Consider the following 11815-nt stretch of genomic DNA (forward strand, 5'->3'; position numbering starts at 1 on the left):
ACTATATTAGTTCGCATCCATATGCTCATTTATGACATTTCGAATGCGATTCCTTTCTTCGTCTGAAACAGCATAGTAATAAATATTTTCAATACGGGTTCCACTACCATTAATTTGTTCGCGAATCGTTTCTTCACGAGTTCCACGATAGTTCATAAATAATTGACGCATCTCATTCATTTGCATGTTTGTCTCAACATTTTCCCCTGCAGCTTGTAAGACATTATCAATTCTTGTAAACGAATCAAATGACATCGCTTCTTGAACCATTGCATCGATAATTTGTTGTTGACGATCGTTACGCCCGAAATCTCCTCGTGGGTCACTTTTTCTCATTCTTGAAAATTCTAAAGCCTCTGGTCCACTTAAGTGAAGCTCACCTTCAGGAAAATTGTATCCACCTTGATCAAATGACATATTATTGTTAATGGTTACACCACCAAGGGCATCAACTCCATCTTGCAAGCCTTCCATGTTTACATGAGAATAGAAGTGAATTGTTGTATCTAAGAAGTTTTCAACTGTTTGGACAGCTAAATCTGATCCACCAAACGCGTATGCGTGGTTAATTTTGTCCATACCTCTACCTGGAATTTCCACACGTGTATCACGCGGAATACTAAACATTAACATTTCATTTGTATCAGGATTCAATGAAGAAAAGATTATAGTATCAGAACGACCACTATCTCCTTCACGTGCATCAATTCCTAATAGCAAAACATTGATTGTATCTTTCTGTTCTAATCGATTCTTTACTTCTTCTCGCTTTTCTTTGTCTGACTCTAAAGGCTTATACATGATGATACAGTATCATCCAGTTGTTTATAAAGGTATATACCATAGCCTCCTAAAGCAATTGCTAAAATAGCAATAATAGATAAAGTAATCTTTAAACCTTTTCGTTTCCCCTTTGAGTTCTTTCTTTCCATACGGCTGCTCATATTTTCTTTCTCAACCCTTCTGTTAAAAATTAACTAATGACATTATACTACATATTTTGCCTTATTAGATTAAATTTAGATTAAAAACTTTTAAAAATTCAAGGAGAATTTCTTAACTGTCGACAACTGCCAGTAAACCATAGTAATATTAATTTGTTAAGGAGTGACGGGCATGGACATGAAAAAGCTACAGATTGGCTGTTTGATTTATATTATTTTTGGTGTCGTGATTACGACGTTGTATTTTACGATGACTGATGCTGACTTGTTTCGCCGTTATTTTGAGTGGAGCGATTTGTTTGATGCGTTTTTTGGTTAAGAACGTCTGCATGTAATCTCATACATATGTATTAAAGCCTTGATGCGGCCGATTTGATTGGCGCACCAAGGCTTTTTTGTTTCCGCAAACTCTTTATTCTTCTACTTTTCTCCTCGTAAACTTCGCAGATAGATCGTCAAACAAGGTGTAAACGACCGGAATGAGTAATAGTGTAAAGAACATCGAGACGGTTAGACCGAATATAATGACAACGGCTAGTGGTTGTTGGGCCTCTGCACCTTCACCTAAGCCGAGTGACAATGGAATCATACCGAGTACCGTCGTTAAAGTCGTCATTAAGATTGGACGTAGACGGTTGGCTCCGGCTTCTAGTATGGCCTCGAAACGTTCTTTTCCTTTATCTCGTAGTATATTGATATAGTCCACGAGCACGATGGCGTTGTTTACAACTATTCCGGCGAGCATGATGATCCCGATAAAGGCCGGAATGCTGAATGGTAACCCTGTTACAAATAGTCCTAAAATGACACCAACGATTGTTGCTGGTAGTGAGAACATGATGACAAATGGATGTAAAAAGTTCTCAAATTGAACGGCCATGACAGCATAAACTAAGAAGATCGAGAATAGTAGCGCAATCGCTAAGTCTTCAAAGGCTTCTGCCATGTCTTCCGCTTCACCGCCCATTGACCAATCATAGCCATCTGGCATGTCGACACCTGAAAGGGCATTTTCAATGTCTCCTGTTACACTGCCTAAGTCACGGCCGTCAATGCCGCTTGTGACATTGATCGTGCGTTGTTGGTTCTGTCTACTTAGGCTTGCTGGTCCTTCAGTTTGGACAAGTTGTGCGACTTCAGACAGTTCAATGCTCGCACCTGTAGGCGACTGGATTGTCAAGTTTTCGATGTCTTCGATTGTTGAGCGTTGGTCTTCTGGTGTCATAATACGAACGTCTAGTTCTTCACCGCCACTACGATATTGTGTAGCGACTTGCCCCATTAGTTCCATTTGTAGTTGACCCATCACTTGGTCATACGTTAAACCGTATTCACTCGCTACATCGCGGTCAACTTGGACTTGCATTTCAGGGCGTCCTTCTTCAGTAGACGTCGTTGGGTTATGCACCCCTTCAACTTCTGAAATAATATCAACGAACTGATCAGCGACTTCATCTAATACTTCATAGTCATCGCCAGTTAGTTGAATTTGAATTGGATCGCCACCGCTAATGTTCGCTCCCATTGCATTGACTGTAATGTCTGCTCCAGCGATGTCTTGGACTTGTTCGTCCCAATCGCGCATCACTTCTTCTGTCGTGCGTTCTCTTTCGCTGCTTGGAATGAGCTGGATCATATAATCGGCACCATTGTTACCGCCTCCGAAGCCCATTCCTCCGCCGCCTCCGATTGTTACGAAGTTGGATTCGATGATGTCTTCATCTTCTTGAATAATTTCGTTTACGCGGTCTGCGACGTTTTCAGTTGTTTCTAAGTTTGTTCCTGTCGGTGTTTCAACAGAGACTTCAATTTGTCCTTGATCTGCTTCAGGAATAAATGCTGCACCTAATTGCGGTAGTAAGAATAAGCTTCCGACTACAATCGCAAAAGTTCCAAGTAACATCGTCTTTCTAAACTTCAGCACACCACGTAGCATTTTTTGATAAATCGTTATGACCCGGCTTAAGAAGCGATCAAACCAATAACGTCTTCCACCTTGGTCGACTGCTTTAGTTAAGAGCTTCGATGACAACATCGGGATGAGTGTCACAGATGCTGCGAGTGACGCAATTAACGCAAAGGCGACAGTGATCGCAAGTGGTGTAAAAATTTCAGACGCTATACCATCTACGAAAACGATCGGTAAAAAGACGACTAATGTTGTTGTCGTTGATGCAATAACGGCTGGTGCAATTTCGGATGCGCCTCGCCGTGCTGCTTCTTTTATGCCGTAACCTCGTTCTCGATAGGTGTATATGTGCTCGAGTATAACGATCGAGGAGTCGACCATCATACCGATTCCGAGCGCTAAACCACCCATCGTCAGAATGTTTACAGTCTCTCCTGTAAAGTACATCAGCGTAAAGGCTGTAATGACAGCAATTGGGATCGATAAACCGATGACTAACGTTGCTCTAAAGCTCTTTAAAAATAGTAATAATACGGCTACAGCAAAAGCTGCACCGATTAAAATATTTTGAAAGACTGAATCGATTGCTTCACGGATAAAGTCTGCAGTATCAAACACAACATCTAGTTCGACTGATTCTGGTAAGTTGTTTCGTATGTCATCCATCGAACCGATCACTTCATCAGAGACGCCTACTGTGTTGGCATCTGTTTGCTTAAGGATACTCATAACAACAGCGTTTTGACCGTTAACCATTGTTTTTCCATCTGCATCAAGTGTCCGTTGTTCGACTGTTGCAATATCATTTAACCGGAGGAAATCGCCTTCTCCTGTTTGAATGAGTGTTTCACCAATTTCATCGATAGACCCGTAATCACCTGGAATACGTAATTGTAATTCTTGTGTACCGCGGTCAATGACTCCGAGTGATGCCGACTGGTTCGCGCTTTGTACAGCTTCCATCACTTGTTGGGATGATAAACCGAATTGGCTTAGTCTTTGGTCGTCTAATTCAACTTGAATCTCTTCTGTTTCGCCACCTTCGATTGTGACTGAGCCAACACCTTCTTGACGTTCAAAAGTAGGCTCGACTTCTTCTTCGGCTAAGTTTTGTAACGTTGCTTGGTCATCACCTGTTAAGCCTACCCACATAACTGGCATTTGTTGCGGGTCGAAACGTAAGACGCTCGGGTCATTTGCTCCTTCTGGAAGCATGCCTGTCACTTGATCAACTGATTCTCTCACATCAAGTAACGCTTGGTCGAGATCGGTGTCCATCGAGAACATGATCACGACTAATGAACTTCCTGGTTGTGATTGTGCTTGAACAGTATCGACACCTTCAATCGTACTAACGGAATCTTCTACTGGCCTAGTAACGAGTTCTTCTACTTCTTGTGGCGCTGCATCGTCATATGACGTCGCGACAACGGCAATTGGTAGATCGATATCTGGGTATAAATCGACCGGTAAATTACGAAATGAAATAAAGCCCATCGCTAATATGGCGAGGACGATCATAATAACGCCGACCGGTCGTTTGATCGATGTATTTACTAAACGCATAAATTAGTCCTCCTCAACGATGCGTACCGTCTGGCCATCTTCAATTGTTAATTGGCCACGTGTAACCACCGTGTCCCCTTCTGCAATTATGTCGTCAGCTAATGGCTCAATAGCTGTATATTGTGATTGCATCGCAATAACGTCTACATCGACACGAATTGCTTCATCGTTTTCGACTATATAAACAAATTGATCCGCTCCACGCTCAACGATCGCTTCGGTCGGAACAACGTAAGCATCTGACTCAATAACTTCATCGATTTTGACTTGTGCTGTTAAACCTGACGGGACAGGGGCATCTGTTTGCTCAACTTCTGATTCCACATCAAATAATCCGCTCTCGCCAGCAGTACTAGCAATATAAGTCACTTCCGCCTCACCATCACGGTCTGCTTGTGACACTTTGTAACGCACATCATCGCCGACTTCAATTAAGTCACGATTGTTCGCGGTTAGTTGGAAGTGTAATACGAGTGGGTCTGTATTAACGACTACGGCTGCAGGCTCTTCAGTTGTCACCATACGGTCTTCTTGTAAGTTTAACTCTTGAATGATGCCGTCGATCGGCGTTTCAATTTCCATCCAACCGTACTGAGAAGAATATTCTGCAATAACGTCTCCTTCTTCTACTTCATCTCCACGTTCGACAAATAACTCCTCTACTTCGCCTGGCGCTTCAGCTAAAACAGGTACTTGGTCATTTGGCATTGAACGTGCTGTAAAACTTTTCGTTACTGAAAAATCTTCAACTGTCACTTCTTCTACTTCAACTGGTGTTACCGTTTCAACCTCTTCTTCATCTGTTTCTTCATTACAAGCTGATAAAATAAATACACTTAATACAGCTAATATTAACATCCACTTTTTCATCTCTCATCACCTCTACACGTTCAATTTTGTTCTTAAGTGCCTTGCGTCTTTTCTAATTTCACTATATGTTTCTAAATTCATTAGTAATGAATCGAGTACAATTCGTTCTGGTTCTTCTTTTTTCAGTTCTTTGTCGATTGCACTTAACGCTTCTAACGCTTTTTTTTGATTACGCGACATCATGCTAACGACCTTTTGCCTTATTCGAGTCAATATAACAGATTGATCATCTAAAAAATCAGGCTTCTGTTTAATGGGGGTCGCTTCTTTGTCATTAATAAGCTGCTCACACAGCGTATCGATTCGCTTTAAAATGAACTGTGGCAACTGGTCAACATTAATCGACTCTTCATCAACTAATATCCAATTGTTATAACTTTGTAGCATACCATCAACGATGACGAGCACATCATAAATGTAAGGCTCCACTTCACTACCATATATTCTTTTAATATTTTGGTGGATCCAATCATAATGTTGCTGCTTCATCTCGGTCATGAAGCTTTCCATATCGCGGTCAATTGGAATTTGCTCTTTCATCATCATTTTAATGAGAGGCTTATTGTTTAAGAAAAACTCGAAAAAGACCGCTAATTGGTTTTGGAACTGTTGTTTCGGTTCTTCTGTCTGAGTCGCCTGCTCGACCATCGCCTCTTCTAAAACAGCAAAATAAAAGTCATAAATCGCTCTGATTAGGTCATTTTTAGACGTAAAATAATTATAAAAAGACCCTTTTGCTACGTTAGCTCGATCTACGATTTCCTGCACAGATGTGACATGGAAACCTTTCTCCGCAAAAAGGTCGATACTTGCTTTAATGATTTCAATTTTCTTCTCTTGCATATAGACCATCCATTCTTTACTAGATTTTAGAATGACCAGTCAGTCACTATTTTAATTTATCAAAATAAGTGCCTCGTTACAAGTGTTCGCAAAAATGTTCACAGTATATTCAAAACGGTGAATTTTGTTTTATGGAAATTTAAAACCGGTTGTGTGTAACAACCGGTTTGTTTAACTAATATCGTCTTTTTTATAAAAATAGCCTAACAGGAAACCTGCATATAACATTTGCTTGTCATAATTCACTTTCGTCATTTCGAATTGGACTTTCTTCCCATTGGTAAACTCGATCATTGAAAAGAAATCATTACCGTCTGGGTAAAACCTATGAATGTATCGGTAAGAAATCCAATCTGATCGCGTGCGCTTCCTCGTCGTTGTTGGAATGAAAAGACTGTTATACTCATTCTCAATCGGTACAGGTAGCCTAACTTTTCTCCCCATTAAGTTCTCTACCGCTTTCTTTCTACCATTCAACGTCGTAAGTCCTTTTTTCAAACAAGAGTCATTCAGTATTTCTTCTGGCTGCTTTCTGCATAAGTAAACGGTTTGATCCTCTAAGATCCAACTTCCGAACATAGAGTTTTTATCGTAGTGCTTTATTGCCATAGTGTTATCATTAATAATATACTCAGATTTATAGTCAATGCTTTGCGACACCTTCTACTTCTTCCTTTCTTATTCATTTTTCAATGGATTATTAATGACAGATCAAACTACAACTATTTTACTATAATTTCTGTTATTTTGCACTATTTTGACAAACAAATTTAGTAAAAAATTGCAGTTGTGTTAAAACTAATAAAATTTTGTCGATATAAACGGTAAGATCGCGAGGTGAAGATATGGATGTAGCAAAGGCGTCAATTGCGATGAACCAAGCTCAAGCGAAGCAACAGTTTAATGTCGGGCTTGCAAAAGAGGTTAAGGATCAACTTAATCAACAAGGTGAGGCATTCGACAAGTTAGTCGAGTCAAGCCAAGTGCCGTCGCATCCTAATTTAGGTCACAACATTGATCTCAAAGGTTAAAATCCCAAAGCTTATGATGAAGTGATCCCTATTAATTTATGTAGGGATCACAACAAGCTTTGGGATTTTTGTTCGTTATGGATTGGGTTATGTTGAAAGCTTAATAGTTATCTTGTTCATCTTCGTTATCATCTGGGTCATACTCGTCATCAAACTCATCTTGCATTTGGTCATCTTCTTCTTGGTTTTCGTCATCAAATTGTTCATCTTGCTGCATATCACTATCGTCTTCAGGTGCGTCAATTCCTGGATCATCATAGTCTTCATCATCTGTCGTTGCACACCCTATCAATAAACCAAACGCCAGCAGCACGACCATACAAAGCTTCCAAAATTTTGTTGTCATTTCTCTTACCTCCTCATTTATATGATCACGCTTTATTGTTTCCAATATTAGTTATTTTATAAATGGATTTTGAGGAGGTGCGCGTGCTTTTGTGCCGTTGCGAAATTTGTCGTATTTTGCGTTCGCTTAATTATGAGGTCGTTTCGCCTAATTATTTGGATTTTCGCTTAATTAATGAGAATTTCGCCCAATTATCGTGGATTTCGCTTAATTATTGAGAATTTCGCTTAATTATCGAATTTTCATTCCATATAGCGAACAGCACAACCAAAAAAAGAACTTTGCGCTGAGCAAAGTTCTTCCGCTTCTTAGTTATTGTTGTTCTGGATCGACGATGGCGAACATAATTTCCGCTTCACATGCTACTTCGCCATCAACTGTTGCAACTGCTTTACCTTTTCCGACAGGGCCTTTAAGTTTAACCATTTCGACTTCTAGCTTTAATGTGTCACCTGGTTTAACTTGGCGCTTGAAACGACACTTATCAATGCCTGTGAACATGCCTAATTTGCCTTTGTTATCATCTAAGTTCAAGATCGCGACTGCTCCAACTTGCGCTAAAGCTTCAACGATCAACACACCTGGCATAACCATGTAATTCGGGAAGTGTCCTTGGAAAAATGGTTCGTTTGCTGTGACGTTTTTAAAACCGACAGCGCGCTTTCCGTCTTCAAGTTCTGTTACTTGATCAACGAGTAAAAAAGGATAACGATGTGGGATAATATCTTTAATTTGTTCAATATCTAACATAAAGATCCTCCTAGGTTAGGCAATATAAAATTTTATTTTCCTTTAATATAGTCATATAAGCTTTGCCATAATGAGCGGTCAAGAACGGCACTTGGCTCTTCACCTTCACCGACGACACCATAACCGACCATCATACCGATTGCTAGAGCAACAATGCTTAAAATAATAGCTAACACAAAGCGCAACCAAACTGGAATATAACGAATGCGGCTTTTTTTTGCTTTTTCTCTTTTTTGCGTTCTTCTTTGGCGGCTCTTCGTTTCGATTGATTGTCTTGCGTATCTTCTTTCTCTTTTGGCTTGAACTTTTTCGCGCCTTTTAACTTGCGCGATTTTTGGTTTTGCTTATCTTCTGAAGCCATAATTACAACCTCGATTCTACTGCTATCTCATATTTCCAATCAAGCCCATCATTTGATCACCGATTGAAAGTGAGCGTGCGTTAAATTGATACGCACGTTGGGCTTCTAGTAAATCGGTCATTTCCTTAGACATGTTAACATTAGACCCTTCTAGTGCGCTAGGGGCTAAATTCGCATCAATTGGTGCAACTTCTGCAACTAATTCCTCAACTGGTACTTCTAAGTCTTCCTCATTTATTGTAAATGAATTCGCATCAACTGGCTCCATGACTCTCGTATTTTCAATATCAATGAGTTGGAGAGTGGCTTCAACAGCTGTGTCACCATCTCTAGTGACTGCAATCTCACCAGACTCATTAATTGAAATATCTTCAAACTCACCATCAAGTATGATTGGACCATCTTGGCCTTCTACTGGATATCCAGCATTCGTCGTTAACATCATGCTGCCATCTGCTTGTTCAGATAAGTAAAAATTACCGGCACGTGTATAACGCTCCTCAACTTCGCCATCTTCTGTCGGTGCATTAACAACAAAAAATCGAAAGTCATCTTGAATCGCGACATCTAATGGACGGTCGCTCGGCTCGATTGTACCTGCTGTCATATTCATATTAGTGTTTGATAAACGAGCACCGGCACCTACACGAATACCATCTGGTGTAAGACGAGGTGAACCTTGATCATAGTCTAAAATGTTATCATGTTGCTGATACAAAAGTGACGAAAATTGCCCTTCTCTAGCTTTATACCCATGGTTATTTATGTTAGATAAATTGTTAGATGTTAAATCCATGCGTTGCTGCATTTGGCCCATAGTTGCTGCTGCATTAAACATGTTTCGCATCGATTATGCCTCCTCTAGACTACCTTAAACGCCCGATTTCGTTTGCGGCTAATTCCATACTTTGATCAAACGTTCTGACGACTTGTTGGTTCATTTCAAACATGCGGTGTGCGCGTGTCATGTCAGCCATTGTCGCTTGCGTATCGACGTTAGACCATTCTAAATGGTTTTGTCGTACTTGGAAGTCTGCTCCAGCAGCTTCACGTGCATCAACAACTGCATCTTCACCGTCATTGTTAAATAAATTTTCGCCTTCTTTTACAAAGTCATTAGCATTCGGGTGATAGCCAATACCTAATAACGTTTGGTCAAAAGCAGAAATAACTTCACCATTTTCGGTTACTTCGAAAGCTTCAGAGCCTGTTTGGATCGGCTCACCATCATCATTAACACATAATAACCTTCATTTGTCGTTAAAAAGCCTTCTGCATCAACTGTGAAATTACCGTTTCGCGTATAACGAACGTCACCGTCTTCATTTGCTACTTCGAAAAATAGAAAGCCTGTTTCATCAGGTAAGTTTCCATTTTGAAGTGCTACATCTGTCGGCATACTCGTTTCGCGGACGTCCCCTTGTTCAAATAAAGGCACATCTTCTTGCAAATAAGTTCCAGAATTAATCGAACCGACGATCTGATTACGTGGCAAACTAAGCCCGTTTTCAGTCGGGATGTTTCTGTTTTCAACGTTTTGGATTAACATTTCTGGAAATGCACGAAACGTTGAACGGTCCTGTTTAAAGCCGGGCGTTAGTGCATTCGACATATTATTGCTTAATGAGTCTTGATGGCGCTGATTAGCAATCATCCCTGCACCAGCTGTATTAAAACCTCTTAGCATGGTGTCGCCTCCTTTTTTAACCGAAAAAAGCGTTGTTTAAACGATTTTGTCTTTAGGTAATTTATCGATATTTTCAAGCATAATGCCTGTTCCTTCTGCTACACAGCTCATTGGGTCTTCTGCGATAAAAACAGGTACTTTAAGTTCTTCAGCTAGTAGCTGGTCAATGCCGTTTAATAGACCACCACCGCCAGTAATAATGACACCACGGTCGATAATGTCTGCAGATAATTCTGGTGGTGTAGCTTCAAGTACTGTCTTCGTTGCCTGTACAATTAAGCTTACAGATTCGCGTAATGCTTCTTCAATTTCATTAGATTGGACGGTAATTGTACGCGGTAAACCAGACACTAAGTCACGTCCACGAATGTCCAATGATTCATCACGATTGCCTGGGAATACGGTTGCAACGTTCATTTTAATATCTTCAGCTGTTCGATCACCAATTAATAGTTTGTATTTGCGCTTTATGTACTGCAAAATCTCTTGATCGAAATTGTCACCAGCTAATTTAATAGATTCAGATGTTACGATATCACCCATTGATAAAACGGCAATATCAGTCGTTCCACCACCAATGTCGACAACCATGTTACCGCTTGGTTGGAAAATGTCCATACCTGCGCCAACTGCAGCGACTTTTGGCTCTTCTTCTAAATAAATTTTCTTACCGCCTGACTTTTCAGCCGCTTCCTTAATCGCTTTTTGCTCAACTTTCGTAATGTTCGTTGGGCAACAAACTAAAATACGTGGCTTTGAAAACATTCCGCGCACGTTAATCTTCTCTATAAAGTAACGAAGCATGGCTTCTGTCACATCAAAGTCAGCAATAACACCGTCTTTAAGTGGGCGGATCGCTTCGATGTTTCCTGGTGTACGACCGACCATACGACGTGCGGCATGCCCTACTTCTAACACTTTACCTGTATTGCGATCCATCGCGACAACCGATGGCTCATCTAACACAATGCCTTTTCCTTTCACATGAATTAAAACATTTGCTGTACCTAAGTCTATCCCGATATCTCTAGCGAACATGTAAAATTAATCCCCCTGACTTATATCCCATCATTTTGACGTACGAAAATATAATTAATCTATTGTAATATTTTATCACTTTTTTCCTGAGGTGTCATGTCATTTTTCCCCATTGTCGAAAGTTTATGAAAAGGACATGATAGACGAGTTGATTAGGTTTGTCAGCCTTTTTGTCCTATTTAGTTGGATGTCGGATTTTCTCGAGCAAAAGTGAAAAAAGTCGGATGTTGGTGGGTGGTGCAAAGCAGTCTTTTGCTGGACGCTTTTACCCACTGGGCACAAGTGGCACGGCTTTTACTTTCCCGCGAAGACCAAGACGGTCAAGTGTCGACGTTGGCCACAGGACGTGGCCGCTTTTAGTCGACCTGGAGTCGCCACCTTCGTTCATCACAATACAACAACAGCGTTCAACTCGAACTTATCGGCGCTCACAAAAGATTTATCAGCGTTCAGCTCAACTTATCAGTGTT

Annotated in this window: 15 protein-coding genes; 2 read left to right on the forward strand and 13 right to left on the reverse strand. The window is 40.5% G+C overall.

The window, feature by feature from the left end:
* Window positions 1-6: 6 nt before the first annotated feature.
* Complete coding sequence (locus A194_RS17020) at window positions 7-801, reverse strand: LCP family glycopolymer transferase (protein ID WP_017185338.1); 795 nt, start codon at window positions 799-801, stop codon at window positions 7-9.
* A gap of 315 nt (window positions 802-1116) precedes the next feature.
* Here A194_RS17020 and A194_RS20180 point away from each other — a divergent pair, with 315 nt between their 5' ends.
* The gene (locus A194_RS20180; RefSeq protein ID WP_017185340.1) at window positions 1117-1263 is read left to right on the forward strand and encodes a hypothetical protein; all 147 of its coding nucleotides are present in this window, start codon (window positions 1117-1119) and stop codon (window positions 1261-1263) included.
* 93 nt (window positions 1264-1356) lie between these two features.
* On the opposite strand, the gene A194_RS0102655 is transcribed toward A194_RS20180, so the two are convergent.
* The 4 genes from A194_RS0102655 to A194_RS0102670 all read right to left on the reverse strand — a co-directional run bounded on the left by A194_RS0102655 (window position 1357) and on the right by A194_RS0102670 (window position 6792).
* A complete protein-coding gene (locus A194_RS0102655; RefSeq protein ID WP_017185341.1) occupies window positions 1357-4419 on the reverse strand; it encodes an efflux RND transporter permease subunit in 3063 nt (1020 codons plus the stop codon).
* 3 nt (window positions 4420-4422) lie between these two features.
* Window positions 4423-5289, reverse strand: coding sequence for an efflux RND transporter periplasmic adaptor subunit (locus tag A194_RS0102660; protein WP_017185342.1), 867 nt, complete (start codon window positions 5287-5289; stop codon window positions 4423-4425).
* Window positions 5290-5301: 12 nt separating this feature from the next.
* Window positions 5302-6132 carry a TetR/AcrR family transcriptional regulator gene (locus A194_RS0102665; protein ID WP_017185343.1) on the reverse strand — a complete coding sequence of 277 codons (831 nt, stop codon included), beginning with the start codon at window positions 6130-6132 and terminating at the stop codon, window positions 5302-5304.
* Window positions 6133-6303: 171 nt separating this feature from the next.
* Window positions 6304-6792 (reverse strand): competence protein ComK, encoded by a 489-nt coding sequence (locus A194_RS0102670; protein WP_017185344.1) that lies wholly within the window; start codon window positions 6790-6792, stop codon window positions 6304-6306.
* A gap of 185 nt (window positions 6793-6977) precedes the next feature.
* Between A194_RS0102670 and A194_RS0102675 the strand changes: the two genes are divergently transcribed.
* A complete protein-coding gene (locus A194_RS0102675) occupies window positions 6978-7163 on the forward strand; it encodes a YjfB family protein (RefSeq protein WP_017185345.1) in 186 nt (61 codons plus the stop codon).
* Between the two features lie 100 nt (window positions 7164-7263).
* Here A194_RS0102675 and A194_RS17025 read toward each other — a convergent pair whose 3' ends face one another.
* The 8 genes from A194_RS17025 to mreB all read right to left on the reverse strand — a co-directional run bounded on the left by A194_RS17025 (window position 7264) and on the right by mreB (window position 11345).
* Window positions 7264-7509, reverse strand: coding sequence for a hypothetical protein (locus A194_RS17025; RefSeq protein ID WP_017185346.1), 246 nt, complete (start codon window positions 7507-7509; stop codon window positions 7264-7266).
* A gap of 312 nt (window positions 7510-7821) precedes the next feature.
* Entirely contained in the window at window positions 7822-8259 is a 438-nt protein-coding gene (gene fabZ / locus A194_RS0102685; RefSeq protein ID WP_017185347.1) for a 3-hydroxyacyl-ACP dehydratase FabZ, read from the reverse strand.
* Window positions 8260-8291: 32 nt separating this feature from the next.
* Window positions 8292-8435 (reverse strand): DNA-directed RNA polymerase subunit beta, encoded by a 144-nt coding sequence (locus A194_RS19625; RefSeq protein ID WP_017185348.1) that lies wholly within the window; start codon window positions 8433-8435, stop codon window positions 8292-8294.
* Window positions 8429-8620: a hypothetical protein gene (locus A194_RS0102695; RefSeq protein ID WP_017185349.1), complete on the reverse strand. Its 192-nt coding sequence runs from the start codon at window positions 8618-8620 to the stop codon at window positions 8429-8431. The genes A194_RS19625 and A194_RS0102695 overlap by 7 nt, the downstream gene beginning before the upstream one ends.
* Before the next feature lie 22 nt (window positions 8621-8642).
* Complete coding sequence (locus tag A194_RS0102700) at window positions 8643-9467, reverse strand: flagellar hook-basal body protein (protein ID WP_017185350.1); 825 nt, start codon at window positions 9465-9467, stop codon at window positions 8643-8645.
* A 19-nt stretch (window positions 9468-9486) separates the two neighbouring features.
* Window positions 9487-9597 (reverse strand): flagellar basal body rod C-terminal domain-containing protein, encoded by a 111-nt coding sequence (locus A194_RS21270; RefSeq protein WP_017185351.1) that lies wholly within the window; start codon window positions 9595-9597, stop codon window positions 9487-9489.
* A 209-nt stretch (window positions 9598-9806) separates the two neighbouring features.
* On the reverse strand, window positions 9807-10307 hold the full coding sequence (locus A194_RS21110) for a flagellar hook-basal body protein (protein ID WP_337442932.1): 501 nt from the start codon (window positions 10305-10307) through the stop codon (window positions 9807-9809).
* Window positions 10308-10343: 36 nt separating this feature from the next.
* On the reverse strand, window positions 10344-11345 hold the full coding sequence (gene mreB / locus A194_RS0102710; protein WP_017185352.1) for a rod shape-determining protein: 1002 nt from the start codon (window positions 11343-11345) through the stop codon (window positions 10344-10346).
* Window positions 11346-11815 lie beyond the last annotated feature (470 nt).

The sequence above is a fragment of the Alkalibacillus haloalkaliphilus C5 genome, from assembly GCF_000269905.1.
GTDB classification, from domain to species: domain Bacteria; phylum Bacillota; class Bacilli; order Bacillales; family Alkalibacillaceae; genus Alkalibacillus; species Alkalibacillus haloalkaliphilus_A.